The organism is Mycolicibacterium arenosum (assembly GCF_024320865.1).
Classification (GTDB): domain Bacteria; phylum Actinomycetota; class Actinomycetes; order Mycobacteriales; family Mycobacteriaceae; genus Mycobacterium; species Mycobacterium arenosum.
In genome coordinates, this window is sequence record NZ_JANDBD010000005.1 from 109,958 (window position 1) to 129,012 (window position 19,055).

General features: G+C 66.6%; 22 protein-coding genes. 13 read left to right on the forward strand and 9 right to left on the reverse strand.

Translation table 11 applies throughout. The features are described from left to right. The 3 genes from NM203_RS13785 to NM203_RS13795 are packed head-to-tail and all read right to left on the reverse strand — an operon-like array spanning position 1 to position 2,227. On the reverse strand, positions 1 to 357 hold the full coding sequence (locus tag NM203_RS13785) for a hypothetical protein (protein WP_255060542.1): 357 nt from the start codon (positions 355 to 357) through the stop codon (positions 1 to 3). Then, positions 347 to 1,678: an aromatic ring-hydroxylating oxygenase subunit alpha gene (locus tag NM203_RS13790; RefSeq protein WP_255060543.1), complete on the reverse strand. Its 1,332-nt coding sequence runs from the start codon at positions 1,676 to 1,678 to the stop codon at positions 347 to 349. The genes NM203_RS13785 and NM203_RS13790 overlap by 11 nt, the downstream gene beginning before the upstream one ends. 6 nt (positions 1,679 to 1,684) lie before the next feature. Beyond that, complete coding sequence (locus tag NM203_RS13795) at positions 1,685 to 2,227, reverse strand: carboxymuconolactone decarboxylase family protein (RefSeq protein ID WP_255060544.1); 543 nt, start codon at positions 2,225 to 2,227, stop codon at positions 1,685 to 1,687. A 297-nt stretch (positions 2,228 to 2,524) separates the two neighbouring features. Here NM203_RS13795 and NM203_RS13800 point away from each other — a divergent pair, with 297 nt between their 5' ends. From NM203_RS13800 to NM203_RS13830, 7 genes are all read left to right on the forward strand, one after another. Then, complete coding sequence (locus NM203_RS13800) at positions 2,525 to 3,817, forward strand: amidohydrolase family protein (protein ID WP_255060545.1); 1,293 nt, start codon at positions 2,525 to 2,527, stop codon at positions 3,815 to 3,817. A 120-nt stretch (positions 3,818 to 3,937) separates the two neighbouring features. Continuing rightward, positions 3,938 to 5,104: an acyl-CoA dehydrogenase family protein gene (locus tag NM203_RS13805; protein WP_255060546.1), complete on the forward strand. Its 1,167-nt coding sequence runs from the start codon at positions 3,938 to 3,940 to the stop codon at positions 5,102 to 5,104. 17 nt (positions 5,105 to 5,121) lie between these two features. Beyond that, a complete protein-coding gene (locus NM203_RS13810; RefSeq protein ID WP_255060547.1) occupies positions 5,122 to 5,883 on the forward strand; it encodes an SDR family NAD(P)-dependent oxidoreductase in 762 nt (253 codons plus the stop codon). After that, positions 5,880 to 7,088: a CaiB/BaiF CoA transferase family protein gene (locus tag NM203_RS13815; protein WP_255060548.1), complete on the forward strand. Its 1,209-nt coding sequence runs from the start codon at positions 5,880 to 5,882 to the stop codon at positions 7,086 to 7,088. The genes NM203_RS13810 and NM203_RS13815 overlap by 4 nt, the downstream gene beginning before the upstream one ends. After that, on the forward strand, positions 7,085 to 7,888 hold the full coding sequence (locus NM203_RS13820; protein WP_255060549.1) for an enoyl-CoA hydratase/isomerase family protein: 804 nt from the start codon (positions 7,085 to 7,087) through the stop codon (positions 7,886 to 7,888). Before NM203_RS13815 ends, NM203_RS13820 begins: the two co-directional genes overlap by 4 nt. Then, complete coding sequence (locus NM203_RS13825; RefSeq protein WP_255060550.1) at positions 7,888 to 9,033, forward strand: thiolase family protein; 1,146 nt, start codon at positions 7,888 to 7,890, stop codon at positions 9,031 to 9,033. The genes NM203_RS13820 and NM203_RS13825 overlap by 1 nt, the downstream gene beginning before the upstream one ends. A gap of 8 nt (positions 9,034 to 9,041) precedes the next feature. Then, positions 9,042 to 10,190 (forward strand): acyl-CoA dehydrogenase family protein, encoded by a 1,149-nt coding sequence (locus tag NM203_RS13830; RefSeq protein ID WP_255060551.1) that lies wholly within the window; start codon positions 9,042 to 9,044, stop codon positions 10,188 to 10,190. A gap of 11 nt (positions 10,191 to 10,201) precedes the next feature. Here the strand turns inward: NM203_RS13830 and NM203_RS13835 are convergent, their stop codons facing one another. Together NM203_RS13835 and NM203_RS13840 are read right to left on the reverse strand one after the other, a co-directional pair. Beyond that, positions 10,202 to 11,050, reverse strand: coding sequence for a PhzF family protein (locus NM203_RS13835; RefSeq protein ID WP_255060552.1), 849 nt, complete (start codon positions 11,048 to 11,050; stop codon positions 10,202 to 10,204). A gap of 4 nt (positions 11,051 to 11,054) precedes the next feature. After that, positions 11,055 to 11,345, reverse strand: coding sequence for a Dabb family protein (locus tag NM203_RS13840; protein WP_255060553.1), 291 nt, complete (start codon positions 11,343 to 11,345; stop codon positions 11,055 to 11,057). A 26-nt stretch (positions 11,346 to 11,371) separates the two neighbouring features. Here NM203_RS13840 and NM203_RS13845 point away from each other — a divergent pair, with 26 nt between their 5' ends. Together NM203_RS13845 and NM203_RS13850 are read left to right on the forward strand one after the other, a co-directional pair. Further along, on the forward strand, positions 11,372 to 11,905 hold the full coding sequence (locus NM203_RS13845; protein ID WP_408633348.1) for a nuclear transport factor 2 family protein: 534 nt from the start codon (positions 11,372 to 11,374) through the stop codon (positions 11,903 to 11,905). Between the two features lie 3 nt (positions 11,906 to 11,908). Next, positions 11,909 to 12,718 carry an adenylate/guanylate cyclase domain-containing protein gene (locus tag NM203_RS13850; protein WP_255060555.1) on the forward strand — a complete coding sequence of 270 codons (810 nt, stop codon included), beginning with the start codon at positions 11,909 to 11,911 and terminating at the stop codon, positions 12,716 to 12,718. Here NM203_RS13850 and NM203_RS13855 read toward each other — a convergent pair. Next, the gene (locus tag NM203_RS13855; RefSeq protein ID WP_255060556.1) at positions 12,715 to 13,458 is read right to left on the reverse strand and encodes an SDR family NAD(P)-dependent oxidoreductase; all 744 of its coding nucleotides are present in this window, start codon (positions 13,456 to 13,458) and stop codon (positions 12,715 to 12,717) included. The two genes, NM203_RS13850 and NM203_RS13855, sit on opposite strands and share 4 nt — an antisense overlap. Positions 13,459 to 13,631: 173 nt before the next feature. Here NM203_RS13855 and NM203_RS13860 point away from each other — a divergent pair, with 173 nt between their 5' ends. Together NM203_RS13860 and NM203_RS13865 are read left to right on the forward strand one after the other, a co-directional pair. Continuing rightward, a complete protein-coding gene (locus tag NM203_RS13860; protein WP_255060557.1) occupies positions 13,632 to 13,994 on the forward strand; it encodes a hypothetical protein in 363 nt (120 codons plus the stop codon). Positions 13,995 to 14,141: 147 nt separating this feature from the next. Beyond that, positions 14,142 to 14,504 carry a DUF732 domain-containing protein gene (locus tag NM203_RS13865; RefSeq protein ID WP_255060558.1) on the forward strand — a complete coding sequence of 121 codons (363 nt, stop codon included), beginning with the start codon at positions 14,142 to 14,144 and terminating at the stop codon, positions 14,502 to 14,504. Here the strand turns inward: NM203_RS13865 and NM203_RS13870 are convergent, their stop codons facing one another. Further along, positions 14,505 to 15,644, reverse strand: a complete 1,140-nt coding sequence (locus tag NM203_RS13870) for a GGDEF domain-containing protein (protein WP_255060559.1) — start codon at positions 15,642 to 15,644, stop codon at positions 14,505 to 14,507. A 197-nt stretch (positions 15,645 to 15,841) separates the two neighbouring features. Then, entirely contained in the window at positions 15,842 to 16,729 is an 888-nt protein-coding gene (locus NM203_RS13875; RefSeq protein WP_255060560.1) for a phytanoyl-CoA dioxygenase family protein, read from the reverse strand. A gap of 193 nt (positions 16,730 to 16,922) precedes the next feature. On the opposite strand from NM203_RS13875, the gene NM203_RS13880 reads away from it, so the two are divergent. Beyond that, positions 16,923 to 17,585 (forward strand): TetR/AcrR family transcriptional regulator, encoded by a 663-nt coding sequence (locus NM203_RS13880; RefSeq protein ID WP_255060561.1) that lies wholly within the window; start codon positions 16,923 to 16,925, stop codon positions 17,583 to 17,585. After that, complete coding sequence (locus NM203_RS13885; protein WP_255060562.1) at positions 17,582 to 18,091, forward strand: hypothetical protein; 510 nt, start codon at positions 17,582 to 17,584, stop codon at positions 18,089 to 18,091. The genes NM203_RS13880 and NM203_RS13885 overlap by 4 nt, the downstream gene beginning before the upstream one ends. Here NM203_RS13885 and NM203_RS13890 read toward each other — a convergent pair. Further along, the gene (locus NM203_RS13890) at positions 18,088 to 19,050 is read right to left on the reverse strand and encodes an NADPH:quinone oxidoreductase family protein (RefSeq protein WP_255060563.1); all 963 of its coding nucleotides are present in this window, start codon (positions 19,048 to 19,050) and stop codon (positions 18,088 to 18,090) included. The genes NM203_RS13885 and NM203_RS13890 overlap by 4 nt on opposite strands. Positions 19,051 to 19,055 lie beyond the last annotated feature (5 nt).

The following is a 19,055-nucleotide window of genomic DNA, read 5'->3' on the forward strand; positions in this document are numbered from 1 at the left end:
TCAGACCACCGGCTCCTTGATCAGTTGGATGTAGGCAGCGCCGCTGTCGAGCACGCGCGGCTGCTTCCACACCTCGATGGGGAAGCTCACCATGACGATCGACTGGCCCAGGTGCACCAGCGCCTTGGCGTCATCCGGCATGCTGGCGAGCGGGAATCGCGCGTCGACGTAGACCATGATGTCCTCGAGCCGCGCCATGCCGGCATCGTAGAACTCCTGCATCTCGGCCATGGTCGAGTTGAGCCGCTTCTGGTAGCGCTCCTCCTCGGTGGGCAGGCACCAGTCGCTGAAACGCTCCAGGTCGGCGAATTCCTCTGGCAACTTCGACGTAGTCGAATCGGACGGGCTAGGTGACATTCGCGTGATCCTTCTCGTCGCTTGCGGCGTGCTTGCCGTTCGGCGAGCCGTTCAGGCTCGCCTTGTACCGATCCACGTACTGGTGGGCGGTCATGTGCAGGTGGCGCAGCAGGATCTCCTGATCGCACAGCGGGAAGTCCTTGACGACCCGGGTGCCGATCTGAGTCTGGGTGGCCTCCAACGTGTTCGCGTCCTGGAACGCGTACTCCTTGAACGTCACCGCGGCCAGTTCCTGAGACAGCCGCTCACGCAGGTTCTTCGGCGGCACGAAGTACAGGTCGGCCTCGAAGATGTGCTTGTCGACGGCAGTCGGCCAGTAGTTGTACGTGAGGTACCACCCCGGTGCCCAGAACAGCAGCGTGAAGTTGGGGAAGAACTCGAACGAGTCCGTGCCCCAGGTCTTGTGGCGGCCGGGGTTGATGGCCGGCGGCAGCTCATCGGGCAGGATGCCCTTGATGTCGGGCCGATCCCACGGACCGAACAGCCCGCTGTGCAGGATCTGCTCGATCGGCTTCACCATGCTGAGGTCCTTCGGCGGAGACATCCCGCCCCACGACGACACCATCGAGTGGTCGCCCTTGATGTCGTAGGCCAACGCCTCGAAGCCGAACTTGGCCAGCTTCTCGGCCTCCTCCTTCTCCGCCTGCTTCATGTGCAGGATCGGCGCGTGGTAGAACTCGGTGAACGCGTCGATGAAGAGCTTCCAGTTGGCGTTCACCTCGGAGCGATAGCTGTAGTGCTCGGTCATCTCGTGGAACGGGTAGCCCTCGAGCCCCTCGGCGAATTCGCCGAGGTACTCGCGCAGCGGCACGGCGTCGTCGTCGAAGTTGACGAAGATGAAGCCCTCCCACACCTCGCAGCGCACGGGCACCAGTCCGTAGTCGGCCTTGTCGACGTCGAAGAACTCACCCTCCTGCTGGATGAAGGTCAAGTCGCCCTTGAGCGAGTAGCGCCACGCGTGGTACTTGCAGGTGAACTGGCGGCAGGTGCCCGACACCTCCTCGCCGGGGTAGTCGGCCCAGACGAGCTTGTTGCCACGGTGGCGGCAGAAGTTGTAGAAGGACCGGATCTCCTCACCGTCGTTGACGATGATGATCGACACGCCCGGCCCGACCGACGGCATCTCGCGGGTGACGTAGTTGCCCTTCTTGGGGATCAGTTCCACCCGCCCCATCTGCAGCCACGTCTTCTTGAAGATGGCCTGCTGCTCGAGCAGCCACTGCTCCGGGTCGACCGAGTCCGTGTAATCGACCGGCGCCGTGCCCAGTTCCGGCCAGTTCTCGGTCCAGCTGCCCGCATCGGGCTTCTTGAAGAAGGCCATGGTTCCTCAGTTCTCCTCTTGTGTTTGAGCCGAAGCCGGTTCGACGCCGAAGGTGTTCAGGGCCATCGCCAGCATGTGGTAACCGCCGATGGTGAAGACGAAGTCCATGAGTTGCCGCGTGTCCATCCGCTCTCCGAGCGCGGACCACGTCGGGTCCGAGATCCGCGTGCTGCCGACGAGTTCGTCGACCGCGGTGAGCACCGTCCGGTCGAAGGCGTCCGGCGCTTCGCCGCGGACGAGCGCTGCGATGTCGTCGTCGGTGAGTCCCGCGTCCTTGCCGATCCGCACGTGCTCGTCCCACTCGTAGGCGCACTCGGTGAGGTGCGCGATCCGCAGGACGGCCAGTTCGCGAAGCCGGGCGGGCAGTGTGGACCGCGTCAGCAGGTAGAAGCTGAACGTGAGATAGGACCGGGTGAGGTCGGGGTGGTTGACGAACGTCGCCACGGCGTTGCCGGCGTCCACCGGATTCCGGCGTTCCTCGGGCATCATCCGCAGCGCGCCGTGGACGGCGTCATCCCACTGATCGGCCGGTAGGGGCGCGACTCTCACGAGGTCCTCCTCTCCTGCTTCGTGGGGGTGTCTCTCCGTTGCGAGAATCATATTCTCATATTTGACCAACAGATTTCCACTAGTTCTGTGAAACGTCAACGGAGGTCCGCACTTCGCAGGTCCTTCTGACCTGTCTGTGACGGTCCACAGCGATCAAACGCGCAGGTTCAAGTGCATATGACTGGCTTGTGGACGTTGATTCTCGTAAGGTGAGAGGATAGTTTCCCTTAGCAGAGAACAAGGTCGGAACTACGCTGGTTCCCAAGGGTGTCATCCACGGATAGGAAAGGACCGCCTGTGAACAAGGACGACATGATCCTGATCAGCGTCGACGATCACATCGTTGAACCGCCTGACATGTTCAAGAATCACCTGGCCAAGAAGTACATCGACGACGCACCGAGGCTCGTGCACAACCCCGACGGGTCGGACACCTGGCAGTTCCGCGACATCGTCATCCCGAACGTCGCACTCAACGCGGTTGCCGGTCGGCCCAAGGAGGAGTACGGCCTGGAGCCGCAGGGTCTCGACGAGATCCGTAAGGGCTGCTACGACGTCGATGAGCGCGTCAAGGACATGAACGCCGGCGGCATCCTCGGCTCGATGTGCTTCCCGAGCTTCCCCGGTTTCGCGGGCCGCCTGTTCGCCACCGAGGATCCGGAGTTCTCGCTGGCGCTCGTGCAGGCCTACAACGACTGGCACGTCGAGGAGTGGTGCGGCGCCTACCCGGCCCGCTTCATCCCGATGACGCTGCCGGTGATCTGGGACGCCGAGGCCTGCGCCAAGGAGATCCGCCGCAACGCCAAGCGCGGCGTGCACTCGCTGACGTTCAGCGAGAACCCGGCCGCGATGGGTTACCCGTCGTTCCACGACGACTACTGGGATCCGGTCTGGCAGGCCCTGGTGGACACCGACACCGTGCTCAACGTGCACATCGGGTCGTCGGGCCGGCTGGCGATCACCGCGGCCGACGCCCCCATGGACGTGATGATCACGCTGCAGCCGATGAACATCGTGCAGGCTGCCGCGGATCTGCTGTGGTCCAAGCCGATCAAGAAGTACAAGGATCTGAAGATCGCGCTGTCCGAGGGCGGCACCGGTTGGATCCCGTACTTCCTCGATCGCGCGGATCGCACCTACGAGATGCACTCGACGTGGACCGGTCAGGACTTCGGCAAGCAGAAGCCCAGCGAGGTGTTCCGCGATCACTTCCTGACGTGCTTCATCTCCGACCCGGTCGGGGTCGAACTGCGCAATCAGATCGGCATCGACAACATCTGCTGGGAAGCGGACTACCCGCACAGCGACTCGATGTGGCCGAGCGCACCGGAGCAACTCGACGAGGTGCTCAGGGCGAACAACGTGCCGGACGACGAGATCAACAAGATGACCTACGAGAACGCGATGCGCTGGTACCACTGGGACCCGTTCACGCACATCTCCAAGGAGCAGGCGACGATCGGCGCGCTGCGCAAGTCCGCCGAGGGTCACGACGTCTCGATCCAGGCGCTGTCCAAGCACGACCACGGGGGCGCCAGCTTCCAGGACTTCGCCGCCAACGCCAAGGAATTGACCGGCAACAAGGACTGAACGGTCTAGCCGGTCGCAAGCTGACGGCGCGCCGGTGCGGATTGAGCGTTCGCACCGGCGCGTTCGACTGTGCGCCAACGATTAAGGGAGAAGGAATTTGTGGCCTCGACTCCGAATGGAATGAGTTTCGAGCTCACCGAGGATCAGGAACTGATCCGCAAGTCCGTCGCCGAACTGGCGGGCAGGTTCGACGACCACTACTGGATGGAGAAGGACCAGAACCACGAGTTCCCGCAGGAGTTCTACGACGCGATAGCGAGCGGTGGCTGGCTGGGGATGACGATCCCCGAGGAGTACGGCGGCCACGGTCTCGGCATCACCGAGGCGACGATCCTGGCCGAGGAGGTGGCTCGGTCGGGTGGCGGGATGAACGCCGCCAGCGCGATTCACATGTCGATCTTCGGAATGCAGCCGGTGGTGGTGTACGGCTCGGACGAGATGAAGGCCGAGACCCTGCCGCGCATCGTCAACGGTGACCTGCACGTCTGCTTCGGTGTCACCGAACCGGTTGCGGGACTGGACACCTCGCGCATCACGACGTTCGCCAAGCGGGACGGCGGCGACTACGTGGTGAACGGTCGCAAGGTCTGGATCTCCAAGGCGTTGGAGTCCGAGAAGATCCTGCTGCTGACGCGCACGACACCCCGCGAGGATTCGGCGAGGCCGACGGACGGCCTGTCGCTGTTCCTGACCGACCTCGACCGCGACCACGTCGACATCCGGCCGATCAGGAAGATGGGCCGCAACGCCGTCAGCTCCAACGAGCTCTTCATCGACGACCTGCGGATCCCCGCCGAGCACCGAATCGGCGACGAGGGCAAGGGTTTCAGCTACATCCTGCACGGGCTGAACCCCGAGCGGATGTTGATCGCGGCCGAGGCGCTGGGCATCGGACGGGTGGCGCTGGACCGGGCCGTCAAGTACGCCAACGAGCGGGTGGTCTTCGACCGGCCGATCGGCATGAACCAGGGCATCCAGTTCCCGCTCGCCGACTCGCTGGCCCGCCTGGACGCCGCGGAGTTGATCCTGCGCAAGGCCACCTGGCTCTACGACAACGGCAAGCCGTGCGGTCGGGAGGCGAACATGTCCAAATACCTGTGTGCGGACGCGGGATTCGACGCCGCCGATCGCGCCCTGCAGACGCACGGCGGAATGGGCTACTCGGAGGAGTACAACATCTCCCGGTTCTTCCGTGAGTCCCGGCTCATGAAGATCGCGCCGGTGAGCCAGGAGATGATTCTGAACTTCCTGGGCGCCAACGTTCTCGGCCTGCCCAAGAGCTACTGAGAGGCGAAGCGTTCACGATGGGGTACTTCGATCTGACGGGCCGCGCCGCGCTGGTTACGGGCGCTGGCGCCGGCGGCGGAATCGGTGCAGCCGTGGCCGCCGCTCTCGCCGACGCGGGTGCCGCGGTGCTGGTCACCGACATCAACCCGGATGCCGCCGCCGCGGTGGCCGAACGGATTCGGGCGGCGGGCGGCAAGGCCGACTCCTGCGCGCTGGACGTCGGCGACCGGGCCGCCGCCGATGCCGCCGCCGAACAGGCGGCCGGACTCGGCGGGGGAGCGCTGCACATCCTGGTCAACAACGCCGGCGTGACGGCGCCCGCGATGTTCCCGAAGCTCACCGACGAGACGTTCCGTCTGACGTTCGACATCCACGTCATGGGCACCTTCCACTGCACGCAGGCGGCGCTACCGTACATCCCGACCGACGGCACCGGCCGGGTCATCAACGTCACCTCGGCGGCCGGTCTCACCGGCACGCTCGGGCAGGTCAACTACTCGGCGGCCAAGGCGGGTCTCATCGGTTTCACGAAATCCCTTGCTCGCGAACTGGCTTCGAAGAACATCATGGTAAACGCGCTGGCTCCGCTCGCGGCGACGCCGATGACGGAGACCATCCGCACCAACGAAAAGTTCGCCGCCAACATGATGAACCGCATCCCACTGAAGCGGTGGGCGGGGCCGGAGGAGGTCGCGGGGGCGTTCGTGTTCATGGCGTCGGACGCCGCGTCGTACATCACGGGACAGGTGCTGCCGGTCGACGGCGGGATGGTCATGTGACCCGGTCTGCGCCGTTGGCGGGGATCACGGTGGTCGCGATGGAGCAGGCCGTCGCGGCACCGATGTGCACGCGAGTGCTCGCCGACTTCGGTGCTCGGATCATCAAGGTGGAGAATCCGAAGGGCGGCGATTTCGCCCGCGATTACGACGACGTCGTCAACGGCCCCGGTGGACTCGCCGCGCATTTCGTGTGGTGCAACCGCGGCAAGGAATCCGTCACACTCAACACCAAATCACCTGCCGGAATGGACATCCTGCATCGCCTGCTGGATCGGGCCGATGCGTTCGTCTCCAATCTCGCGCCCGGCGCCACGGGTCGGCTGGGCATCGCGGCGGCCGATCTCGCCGAACGGCATCCGAACGTCATCCCCGTTGAGATCGACGGTTACGGGCCGGGCGGACCGATCTCGCACAAGCGCGCGTACGACCTTCTGGTGCAGGCGGAGTCGGGATCCTGCGCCGTCACCGGGTACCCCGGTATGCCCGCCAAGCCCGGCCCGGCGATGGCCGATTTCACCACCGGTCTCTACGCGGCGATCTCGATCCTGGCCCTTCTCGTCGGGCGGGCCGAGCGGCCGTTCGACGGCGCGGCGCCCCACGTCGAATTGAGCCTGTTCGACGTCATGACCGACGTCATGGGCTACGCGCTGACCTACACCCAGCACTCGGGCATCGATCAGCAGCCGCTCGGCGTCGGCTCGCCGGCCGTGGCACCGTACGGCGCGTTCCCGACCCGCGACGGCCAGACCGTGGTGCTCGGCACCACCAACGACCGCGAGTGGCAGCGGGTCGCCCGCGAGATCATCGACCGCCCGGATCTGGCCGACGATCCGCGCTTCGCCACCAACAGCGACCGGTGCGCGCATCGGGAGGTGCTGGAGGAGGCCATCGGATCATGGTGTGCGCAGCACGATCTCGCCGATATTCAGACCATCGCCGACGCCGCGGGAATCGGCAACTCGCGGTACAACCTGCCGAGCGAGGTGGTCGCACACCCTCAGCTGACGGCGCGGGATCGCTGGCGCACCGTCGGTACCCCCAAGGGTGACATCCGCGCCCTGCGCCCGCCGCCGGTGATCAGCGGCTTCGAGCAGCCGATGGGTGCGGTACCCGGTCTCGGGGAGCACACCGACGCGGTGCTCACCGAACTGGGTTTCTCGGCAGCCAACGTGGCGCAACTGCGGGCAGACGGTGTGATCGCGTGAGCGACGTCCTGCTGACCGGGGACCGCAACGGAGTGCGGACGCTGACGCTGAACCGGCCGGAGCGCAGGAACGCGCTCGACGCGCAGCTGTGGGTCGAGCTGGCGGATGCACTGCGGACGGCGAAACGGGACCGCGAGTTGCGGGCGCTGGTGCTCACCGGGGCGGGCGGCGCGTTCTGTTCGGGAGCCGACATCGGCACCGGCGAGGAGATCCACCCCCGGTACAAGCTCGACCGGCTGACCGACGTCGCACTGGCGCTGCACGAACTCGCCGTGCCGACCGTTGCGAAGGTCACCGGCATCGCCGTCGGCGCGGGCTGGAACCTGGCCTTGGGTTGCGACCTCGTGGTCGCGACGCCGGAGTCGCGGTTCTGCCAGATCTTCTCCAAGCGCGGGCTGTCGGTCGACCTCGGCGGGTCGTGGCTGCTGCCGAAGTTGGTCGGCTTACAACAGGCCAAGCGGCTGGTCCTGCTCGCCGACATGATCGAGGCCGACGAGGCGCACCGACTGGGTCTGGTCACGTGGGTCAAGGCGGCCGACGAGATCGATGCGTTCGTCGACGAGTTGAGCGGTCGGCTGGCGGCGGGTCCGCCGTTCGCGCTGGCGCAGAGCAAGGCGCTGCTGAACGACGGCGCGAATTCCACGCTGCGCGAGGCGCTCGCCAACGAAGCCCGCGCGCAGCCGGGCAATTTCGCCACGGCAGACTCGAGAGAGGCGTACGCCGCGTTCGCGGCCAAGCGCGACGCGGAGTTCAGCGGGTCGTGGGCCCTGTATGCCGCCGAATCGGAGGAGGAGAGGTAATGCGGGAGACCGTGATCGTCGGGGCGGTGCGCACGCCCGTCGGTAAGCGCAACGGCGGGCTGTCCGAACAGCACGCGGCCGACCTGTCCGCGCTGGTGCTCAACGAACTCGTCGAGCGCACCGGCGTGGATCCGGAGATCATCGACGACGTCGTGTGGGGCTGCGTATCGCAGGTCGGCGATCAGTCGAGCAACATCGGCCGTTACTCGGTGCTGGCGGCGGGCTGGCCCGAGCACATTCCCGGCACCACGGTGAACCGCGCGTGCGGGTCGAGCCAGCAGGCGCTCGACTTCGCAGTGCAGGCCGTGATGTCGGGCCAGCAGGACGTGGTGGTCGCCGGGGGTGTGGAGGTCATGAGCCGGGTGCCGCTCGGCTCGGCGCGGGCGACGGGCCAGCCGTATGGGCCGAAAGCCCTTGCCCGGTATGACGGTTTCGCGTTCAACCAGGGTATCTCCGCCGAGCTGATCTCACAGAAGTGGAACCTCTCGCGCAGCCGATTGGACGAGTACTCGGCGCAGTCGCACGAGCGTGCCGCGATCGCTCAGGATGCGGGTGCCTTCATCGATCAGATCATGCCGGTGTTCACCGAGGGGGGTGTCGTCACCGACGACGAGGGCATCCGGCGGGGGACCACCGTCGAGAAGCTGGCCGGTCTCAAGCCCGCGTTCCAGGACGACGGCGTCATCCACGCGGGCAACTCGTCACAGATATCCGACGGTGCCGCAGCACTTCTGGTCACCACCTTGGAGAACGCGGTGAACCTCGGCCTGACGCCACTGGTCCGCTATCGCGCCGGCGCGGTGACGGGTGCCGATCCGATCCTGATGCTGACCGGTCCGATCCCGGCTACCGAGAAGGTGCTGCACAAGTCCGGCGTCGGTATCGAGGAGATCGGCGTGTTCGAGGTCAACGAGGCGTTCGCCCCGGTTCCGCTGGCGTGGCTGGCCGACACCGGTGTCGACGAGGCGAAGCTCAACCCGTTGGGCGGCGCGATCTCGCTGGGGCATCCGCTCGGTGCGTCCGGCGCCGTACTGATGACCCGGATGATCCATCACATGCGGGACAACGGAATTCGGTACGGACTGCAGACGATGTGCGAGGGCGGCGGCACCGCCAACGCCACCATCGTCGAGCTGATGGCGTAGGAGATCTCTTGCAGCGCAACCTTTTCACCGAGGATCACGAGGCATTCCGTGAGCTCGCACGCGAGTTCGTCGAGAAGGAGGTGGTGCCGCACTATCCCGACTGGGAGAAGGGCGGTCGGATGCCCCGCGAGGTCTTCGAGCAGATGGGTTCGCTCGGCATGCTCGGCATGGCGATCCCGGAGGAGTACGGCGGCGGAGGGGAGCCCGACTACCGCTACAACGTGGTACTGCAGGAGGAGGCGGCGAAGGCGCTCGTCACCCTGTCGACGGTGCGCACCCAGCTCGAAGTGATCCTGCCGTACTTCCTGCACTACGCGAATGACGAGCAGCGCCAGCGCTGGTTCCCCGGCCTGGCCGCAGGCACCCTGCTGACGGCCGTCGCGATGACGGAGCCCGGCACGGGGTCGGACCTGGCGGGGATGCGCACCACCGCTGTGCGCGACGGCGACGACTACATCGTCAACGGTGCGAAGACGTTCATCACCGGCGGCATGCAGGCCGACCTGGTGATCACGGTGGCCCGCACGTCGACGGATCCCGACAACCGACGTCGCGGCCTGACGCTGCTGGTGGTCGAGGACGGCATGCCGGGCTTCACCCGCGGCCGCGAGCTGGAGAAGATGGGCTGCAAGGTGCAGGACACCGCGGAGCTGTCGTTCGTCGACGTGCGGGTGCCTGCGGCCAACGTGCTCGGCGAGGTCGACGAGGCGTTCGGCTATCTGGGCCACAACCTGCCGCAGGAGCGGCTGACGGTAGCGGTCGGATCGGTGGCGCAAGCGCGTTCCGCGATCCACGCCGCCATTGATTACACCAAGGACCGCAAGGCTTTCGGCACGCCGGTGGCTTCGTTCCAGAACACGAAGTTCGAACTGGCGGCGTGTTCGACCGAGGTCGAGGCGGCGCAGGCGATGCTCGACCGCGCGGTTCAGCTGCACGTCGACGGTGAACTGTCACCGGCCGACGCCGCGCGGACGAAGCTGTTCTGCACCGAGATGCAGCAGCGCGTCATCGATCGCTGCCTGCAGCTGTTCGGCGGATACGGCTACATGATGGAGTACCCGATCGCGCGTCTGTACACCGACGCCAGAGTCGCCCGCATCTACGCGGGCACCAGTGAGGTCATGAAGGTGATGATCGCGAAGTCGTTGGGACTGTAGGGATTACGTGGTCAGAGCGTGATACGCCCGTCGATGTAGGCGGTCGCCGTCCCGGCCACCCATACCGCGCCCTGTGCGTCGGTGGATATCTCGATCGTTCCGGCGTGACCGATACGCGTGCCCTGAGAGACCCGATACGCCGACGGAGCCGCGCCTGTACTTATGAGCCATTGGGCGACCGAGGCGTTCATGCTGCCGCACACCGGGTCCTCGGGGGCGCCCATTCCCGGTGCGAACGTGCGCAGTTCGAAGTCGTGCTCGGAGCCGGCCGGGTACCGCCCGACGGCGCCGACCATGGCATCGGGGATCTGCGCGAGATCGGGTTCGAGCGCCAGGACCTCGTCGGCCGAGTGGAGCATGACCACCGCCCACCCTGGCCCGTTGTCGACCCACTGGTGTGCGACGACGTCATCGCGCGTGATGCCGAAAGCTCGCACGGTCGACTCGAGGTACTGCTCGTCGAGCGGGCCCTCGCGTAGCAGTGGTGGGGCTTCGAAGGCGAGCGTGTCGCTGAGGATGCGTACCGACACCAGTCCGACCGCGCACTCCTGGACCACGACGTCGTCGCGCCTCGGAGTCCCGCCGGCGTTGAGCCATGCTCGTGCCGATCCGAGGGTGGGGTGACCGGCGAAGGGAAGCTCGCCGCCGGGGGTGAATATCCGAACGCGATAGTCGGCGCCCGGATTCGAGGGCGGAAGCAGGAAGGTGGTCTCCGACAGGTTCGTCCAGCGGGCCAGTCGCTGCATGCGCTCGGCATCGAGATCGTCGGCGTCCACGACGACCGCGACCGGGTTGCCGAGATAGGGCGACCGACCGAAGACGTCGACCTGCGTGAAGGGGCGCGGACGGGGGGGAGTCACGCGATCAGCCCTCGAGCTGCACCACGGTTCTGGAATCCAGGTGCGGCGTGATCATCTCGCGGATGATCCGAAGGTGCTCCGGGTTGTCGCGGTATGCGACGTAGGAGTCGCGGTCGTTGAATACCCCGACCACCGCGAAATCGAAGCTGCCCGGCGACATGCCGATGTCCGGTCCGCAGGTGTATGACTGCACGCCGTCGGCCGTGCCGACGACGGCGTGCAGTGCCTCGGCGACGGGAACGGCGTCGAAGCTCTCGTCGCTCCACTTGAACGTGACGATGTGGGTGAACGGCATTCCGATACCTTGGCATGATGTCCTCGTTGTCACCAGACCCGGTCCTGCAGGAGATGCTCGACGAGCACGCGCTGCGCAAGCTCGTTCACCTGTACTGCCGAGCGGTGGACCGCGGCGACCTCGAGACGCTGCGCGACCTCTACCACCAGGACGCCGAGGACCAGCACGGCGCCTTCTCGTCGGGTTCGGTCGACGCCTTCCTGCACAGGCTCGCCGCATCCCGGCCACACCTGCGGTCGACGCAGCACCACGTCACCACCACGAACTTCGCGATCAGCGACGACGTCGCGGAGGGTGAGATCTACAGCATCGCCACCCACACCTTCGCCGACAAACGCGGCGAGACCGAGGTCATCGTCGGCGGACGGTATCTCGACAAGTACGAGAAGCGTCACGGCACATGGAAGTTCCTCGAGCGCTCCATCGTCACCGACTGGGCCCACGTGCACGACCCGTCGTCGGTGGACCTGAGCCATCCGATCGTCCGGGATTCGCCGAAGGGAACCCTCGGGCCGGATGATCCGTCGTATCGGTTCTTTGCGCTGCTGGGGCGGAACTGACGGGTGACCCTCGCGCTGTCGATCATCGTCCTGCTCGAAGCCGCCGGACTGATCGCGCTGAGTGTCGTGCTGATCGTGTCGCGGCGGTCGCTGACGACGACGCGGAAGGCACTGGAACGCGAGCGGCGCCGCGATGAACCGCCGCGCCCGCGGCGCAAGCCGATCGGGGTCGCGCCGTTGGCGGTCAAGACGGTGCTGAACACCGTGCACACCGCCGACGCGATCATCCGCAGGGGCATCGGCGGATCGGTGCGAAGTTCGATCGAAGATCTGGCCGGGTGGGCGCGCGTCGAGAAGCCCGATCTCGCGAGGATCGTGTCGGCGGACGGTCGGGTGGTGCTGGTCTTCTCCGACATCGAGGGCTCGACCGAACGCAATGCGGCACTGGGCGATCGCGAATGGGTCAGGCTGCTCGACGAGCACAACGAGTTGATCGCGCGACTCGTCGCCGACCACCGCGGGTACGTGGTGAAGAACCAGGGCGACGGCTTCATGCTCGCGTTCAGCGAACCCGTCGACGCCGTGCGGTGCTGCATCGCGGTGCAGCAGGCGCTGGAGCGGGATTCGCGCGGCATCAGGGTGCGGATGGGCGCACACGTCGGCACGTCCGTGCGGCGCGGTGACGACCTGTTCGGGCTCGACGTCGCGATGGCGTCGCGTGTTGCCGACACCGCCGACGGCGGCGAGATCGTCGTCAGCGAGGCGGTACGGGAGGCGGTTCGGGACGTCGACGGCATCGTGTTCGACCCGTCGCGTCGGGTCGAACTGAAGGGGCTGGCCGAGGCACAGACGGTGTACGCGGTGGCCCGCTAGATGTAGCGGCCTCCGTTGACCCCGATGGTCTGGCCGGTCACGTAGCCGGCCTCATCGGAGACCAACCAGGCGCACGCGCCGGCGATGTCCTCGGGTTCTCCCTGACGGCGGATCGGCCCGGCCTTGATGATCGCGTCACGGGTCGCATCCTCGGTGAACTGCTTCTCCGACATGACGGTGTTCATCACGAAGCGCGGCGCGATGTTGTTGGCCGTGATCGAGTACCGACCGAACTCCTGCGCCAGCGTCTTCGTCAGCGCGATGACGCCGCCCTTGGACGCGGAGTAGTGCGCCATCGTCGCCGCGCCGGACTGTGCGCTCGACGACGAGATGTTGACGATGCGACCCCCGCCGGCCGCGATCATGTCGGGCAGCACGACCTGCGTCACGATGAACGTGCCCTTCAGATTCACCGCCATCATGGTGTCCCACTGCTCGTCGGTGAGGTCCTGAAACGGCACTTGGGCGGAGATGCCCGCGTTGTTGACGACGATCGTCACGGGGCCGAGTGCCCGTCGCACCTCCGCCACGGCCGCATCGACCTGATGGCGTTGTGAGATGTCCGCGGCGACGGCGACGGCGTCGCCACCCGCCGCGACGATCTCGTCGGCAACCCTTGCCGCGCCGTCCAATTCACGATCCAGTACGCCGATGGCGATCCCGTCCCGTGACAGACGGAGGCCGATCTGGCGCCCGATCCCCGCCGCGGCGCCGGTCACGAGCGCGACCCTCTTCTTCATGATGTCCTCACTGTTGATGTGGTGTCCCCGTCGGAGTGTTTCTCCTGGCATGGTTCACGGCAGAAGGTATCGGCGGGCCAAGAATTCGCAGAGAAGTCTCCAAGTGGGCTGCCGCAGTGTTGGCGCCACCACAGCAACCGGCAGTCACGCCGACGCACCCAGAGGAGACACCCGTGAAGACCACCGTCAAGAAGCTCATCGGAAGCGGAGCGATCGCGCTGGGCGCGGCCGCGGCCGTAATCGGCGCGACCGGCACCGCGCAGGCCGCCGTGACCGCCAGCTACCAGAACAACGGGCTCGGCACGACCGTCACCGTCACCGACTCGAAGAACCCGGTCGGCGCCATCGAGATCTGCACGTACAGCTCGCACGTCGCCGGGGCGCCGTTCCTGTTCCCGTACTTCACCACGGTGCAGCTCAGCGGTCCGACGCCGTCGAACGTGCAGATCTTCGGCATTCAGACCGGCACCACCTACACGGTGACGATCAGCTGCCCCAACACCGGCACGTCGAAGACCTTCAACCAGACGTTCTGACCCCACCCCATCCCGCCGACCGAGCGCACCGTGAATGCACGGTGCGCTCGATCGCGTCAGGGGTTGGATCTGCGCGTTGTTCTGCTCAACGGGAGGGAAAACGCTGTTGAACTGTTTCTCGACACCTCCCTGTGGGAAGCTTCGTCGATGAGCCGAACTCGGCGCCGGATCGCCGTCATCGCGATGGCCGCAGCAGCGCCGTGGGCGGGTCTCGTCTCCGTGCCGCAGGCGGCCGCCGTGCCGGGGCCCGAGATCGAGTACGTCTACAACGTGATGGTGCGGCGGCACTTCGACTTCCCGAACAACGACGCGCTGGCCTACGGCTTCGGAATCTGCGACAAGGTGCGGCAGGGGATTCCGTACGCCGCCGTCCTGTCCGACACGAAGCGCGACGTCTTTCCCAACGACGAGCAGGCCGCGAACTTCGTGGTGTCGAACGCGATGACGCTGTGCCCCGAACAGATCTGGCAGTTGCGGAACTCGGCTGCCGGCTACCGTCCCGGCCCCTGACTACGGGGCGTCGTCGAGGTCCAGATCGTCGACGTTGTCGGTCGACGTGAGCGGCGGGCACGACGTCGCCTCGGTGCGTTGACCGCCTGCCCGACGGGCCGTGTACATGTTCGTCGTGGCGATCGCGATGAGTTCTTCGACGATGTCGTGAGGAGGCAGCCCGGCGAGCGGCCGGACGGGGGTGGTCACCACGCCGATGCTGGCCGACAACCGGAACGGCGCGGTGATCACCACCTGTTGCAGCCGGTCGGTGAGGACCGACGCGTCGGCGGTGGTGAAGGTGTCGGCGATCAGGTATTCGGATTCGCCCACGTGGGCGAGCACGGCGTCGCGGCGCAGTGTCTCGGTGAGCCGGTGGCCGATGGTGACGCGGGCCTCGTTGGCGCCTGCCGTACCGTTCATCGCGGTCAGCAGGGAGAAGCTGTCCATGCTCACGGCGATGACGGCGACGAAGCGGTCGTCACTGCGATCGCGGGCGGCCACCATCGTGGCGGCGCGGTCGATGAACGCGTCGCGGGTCAACAGCCCGGTGAGCGTCTCGAGTTCGCTGTGGTGGAAGGTCCGGTCGATCAGTCCAATCACGCTGCGGCACACGAACACCACGAAGACGTTGGTGAGAACGAACAGCGCGACCGCGCTGACCGTCACGAAGGGATCGACGTCCACGAACCGGCCGGCGAGCGTGACCAACGTGGCGGCTCCGACGACCCAGATGACGGCCAGCAGGCGATTGTCGTGGAAGAGGGCCGCGAATGCCGACAACACGATGAAGGAGCCCGTGCCCATCATCCCGAGAACGGGGTGGGCTTCGATGAGGCACGCGATGGCGATGCAGATGCTGCCGACGACGACACACGACTGGGACTGCAGTCGGCTCGGCCAACTCGGGCGCAGCCACAGGGCGGCCATCGCCACGCTGAAGATCGACACCGCGACGGCCAACAACCGGTTCACGGTGCCGGTGGGGCCACGGTCGCTGAGCATGAGGATCAGTGGGATCACACTCAGGCCCAGCATCGTGATCGCGACTATCCGGCAGGTCGGCCGCTGAAGCTGCCTGGCGGCGAGGTACGACGTCAGCCAGTAGTAGTGGTCGTCGGAACGAATCCACCTCCGCACGAAGTCCCGAGCAGGGGCCACCTAACGCGCTCCCTTCCGCGCAGACTCAACGCTGAGCAAAGGGCGGCTTGGGCTCAACCGCATCACAAAGACCTAAAGAATATGCGCAGCAAACGGTTAACGAACTGAATAGTGCCGAGGTCCGACACGTTTCACGTCGACATTACCGCGACCTGTCGCACGCGTCGTCGCCCTGCTGGCGCCGGCCGCGCGTTGCTCTACTCGCTGTGCGTCAGCGAGTCGACGAAGGCGGCGTTGGCATCGCCGGCGAGTCGGCTGCCATCGAAGCCGTACTCGACGGCGTCGCCGCGGATGGCGCGCAGCGGATCCTCGAAGTCTCGGAAGTAGCCCATGGCCCAGGCGCCCTCCTGATAGCCGATGAGCTTGAGCAGATCGTCGTCGAGCGTCTCGGCGAGCTCCTTCGGCACGGAGAGGAACTGGTTCTCCTCCTGGCGCACCCAACCGACGCAGTAGTTGACGTTGATCGCGCGGCGCACCCGGTCGGATCGGTTGGCCGCGCCGCTGTGCACGATCTTGCCGCTGTAGATGAGTACCGATCCCCGCGACATCTCCGCTTGCAGGCACTCGTCGTCGGTGTAGTCGGTCGGCTTCCTGTCACCGGTCTGGCTACCGGGTACGACGCGGGTGGCGCCCATCTCCGCGGTGTAGTCCGACAGCGCCCACAGCGTGTTGCACTGCACGTGGTAGTCGTCGGGGAACGGGTAGTAGTCGAACGCGTTCTGATCGCGGTGCAGCGCCTGGGCGGATTCTCCCGGCTCGATGGAGATGACCTGCGTGAGCATCAACTGAAACGCCGATGCGTGGCCGAGGAAGTCGCCGCAGACGGCCATCATCGTCGGGTTCTGGATCAGCGTGCGGCAGGCGGGGGAGCGGGCGACCAGCGCGCCCGTGCGTCGCGTCCTCCTTCCGATCATGGCGTTGTAGCCCAGTGGTGTCGCGTCGAGGTGCGGCGCGAGCTCGTCCTCGATGGCGTCCATCAGCTCGGCGGAGGCGAGATCGTCGACGATCACGTAGCCGTCGCGGCGCAGCAGGTCGGAGATCTCCTCGGGCGACGTGGTGGGCGGGACGTGGTTCAGCTCAGCCATGCGGTCGAGTATCGCCAGCGTGTGTGTTGAGCTGGTAAAACGGCGTCACGCTGTGGTTAACCGTCACGCGGCGGGCGCGGCGAGGGGAAACCGGTGTCGAAGAATCGCTCCACTGAGACCCTTGTCACAGCCGGAAAACCTACCTACTGTGTGTTCACTAGGTTGGTTATCGACGGATGGGTGACAGAACGCAGTGACGAGGTCGGAGACCGCGGTGCACGAGCCGACACCGCCGGCGGCGGCCAGGCCGTACGCGACGCTGCTGGCCAAGGGTGAGGACCGCAAGCAGCGGATCCTCGAGGTCGCGGAACGGCTGCTGGCACGGCACGGCTGGCGGAACACCTCACTCGCTCAGATCGCCAAGGAGGCCGGCGTCAGCGCCGCCGGCCTGCTACATCACTTCGAATCGAAAGAGCAGCTGCTCAACGCCGTGCTCGACGCGCGCGACGCCGACGACGACACGCACGCCGACCGCTCCGGTGACCTCGTCACGGAGATCAGCCGGGTAGCGGAGCGGTTCGATCGCGCGCCCGAGCTCGTCGGCACGTTCACCGTGCTGCTCATCGAGAACATCTCGCCCGACGCGCCACTACACGACCGGCTGCTCGCCCGTCAGCGCGCCGCCGTCGACATCGTCGCCGAGCTGATCGCCAGCGGGCAGCGATGCGGCCGCTACCGCACCGACTTCGACCCGGCCATCAAGGCCGTCGAGATTCTCGCCTTCGTCAACGGAATGGAGACCGCATGGCTGCTCGATCCTTCGATTCCTCTCGCCGAGGTGTTCAAGGGGTACGGCGAAGCGCTCGCTCGCGACTTCGCACCCACCCCGTCGCCGTCGGGCGGAGCGTCGACATGAGATACCGGCTGGACGTCGTCGCGCGCGACGTGTCCGAGGTCGTGCAGTTCGCGGGTGGCTGGCTCGTCGACCGGGTGATGGCGGGCTGGGACGTCACCGTGCTCATCTCCGGCGACGACGATCTGCGGCCCCTGGAGATCCTCGGCGTTCAGATCCAGGATCTGGAGTCCGCCCTCGAGGACTGGACCGAACGTCCCCACCCTCAGACCGTGGCGGTCGCGGCCGATCTCTTCGCCGCGGACGAGCGGGTGCGACGCGGTGTGCTCGGTGCACTCGAGCAGGGGATGACCGAGGTCACGCTGTGGGGGGAGAGCTGGCCCGCCGAGCTCAACGCCGCGGTCGGATCCGTGCGCCACGAACTCAGTGCTGCGGCAAGGGCTTTCAAGGCACAGGCACTCGCCGCCATCCCCGGTCTGAGCGCCGCTTCCGTCGAAGCGACCGAGACGTTCCGGTGCGGCCTGACCGCCCTGCCGTCGGTCGCGGCGGATCTCACGCCTGCGAGTTAGGTCTCGATCAACACCTTGCCGATAGCACGACCGTCGGCAACGTGGCGAAGCGCTCTCGCCGCGTCGTCGAGGGCGTAGACGGCTCCGACGTGCGGCACGATCCGTCCCGAGGCCAGCATCTCGCGCAGCTCGGCTTCGTTGCGGTCGAACTCGCCGGGCGGAACGTCCTGGAACTGGAATCCGAGCACGTGAACGCCCTTGACCAGTACGAGATTCAGCGGGATGCGGGGAATGACTCCCGACGCGTAGCCGATCGTGACGAAGCGGCCGCCGCGACGTAGCGCGCGCAGCGCGGGTTCGGACAGCTCGCCGCCCACCGGGTCGACGACGACGTCCGCGCCGTCGGGCAGCGCGTCCTTGAATGCCGCCCGGAGCTCACCGTCGCGGTAGTTGATCAGTGACGCCGCACCGTATTCTCCTGCCACCGCGAGCTTCTCCGCCGACGACGCCACCGCGGTGACGCGCGCACCCAGCGCGACGCCCAGCTGAACCGCGGCCAACCCCACGCCGCCGCCTGCGCCGAGGACGACGAGCTCGTCGCCCGCCTCGATCCCCGCTGTCGATTGCAGCGTGTGGTAGGCCGTGCGGTGCGCGACACCGAACGCGGCGGCCGTCGCGGACTCGACGCCGTCCGGGATCGGCGTCAGCGCGGCGGGATCGATGGCGACGCGCTCGGCGAACGCCCCGAACATCCCGGTACCCGCCACCCGGTCACCGACCACGAATCCGCTTGCTGTGCTGCCGACTTCGTCGACGACACCGGCGAACTCGCTACCGGGGACGAACGGAGGCGGCACGCTGATCTGATACTTGTTCGCGACGAGCAGTACGTCGGGGAAGTTCACCGCAGCGGCCTCGACGCGTACCCCGACCTGATCCGCCGCCACCGTCGGGCCGGCTATGTCCTCGATGCTGACGACCTCCGGGGGCCCGTACTCCGGGCATACCGCGGCGCGCACCGTCG

What these genes read in the sequence shown, in the direction of transcription:
- NM203_RS13810 (WP_255060547.1), top strand. Translation starts at nt 5,122, where the DNA reads ATGGGGTACTTCGATCTGACGGGCCGCGCCGCGCTGGTTACGGGCGCT.
- NM203_RS13785 (WP_255060542.1), bottom strand. Translation starts at nt 357, where the DNA reads ATGTCACCTAGCCCGTCCGATTCGACTACGTCGAAGTTGCCAGAGGAA.
- NM203_RS13875 (WP_255060560.1), bottom strand. Translation starts at nt 16,729, where the DNA reads ATGGCTGAGCTGAACCACGTCCCGCCCACCACGTCGCCCGAGGAGATC.
- NM203_RS13825 (WP_255060550.1), top strand. Translation starts at nt 7,888, where the DNA reads ATGCGGGAGACCGTGATCGTCGGGGCGGTGCGCACGCCCGTCGGTAAG.
- NM203_RS13805 (WP_255060546.1), top strand. Translation starts at nt 3,938, where the DNA reads ATGAGTTTCGAGCTCACCGAGGATCAGGAACTGATCCGCAAGTCCGTC.
- NM203_RS13885 (WP_255060562.1), top strand. Translation starts at nt 17,582, where the DNA reads ATGAGATACCGGCTGGACGTCGTCGCGCGCGACGTGTCCGAGGTCGTG.
- NM203_RS13790 (WP_255060543.1), bottom strand. Translation starts at nt 1,678, where the DNA reads ATGGCCTTCTTCAAGAAGCCCGATGCGGGCAGCTGGACCGAGAACTGG.
- NM203_RS13855 (WP_255060556.1), bottom strand. Translation starts at nt 13,458, where the DNA reads ATGAAGAAGAGGGTCGCGCTCGTGACCGGCGCCGCGGCGGGGATCGGG.
- NM203_RS13865 (WP_255060558.1), top strand. Translation starts at nt 14,142, where the DNA reads ATGAGCCGAACTCGGCGCCGGATCGCCGTCATCGCGATGGCCGCAGCA.
- NM203_RS13840 (WP_255060553.1), bottom strand. Translation starts at nt 11,345, where the DNA reads ATGCCGTTCACCCACATCGTCACGTTCAAGTGGAGCGACGAGAGCTTC.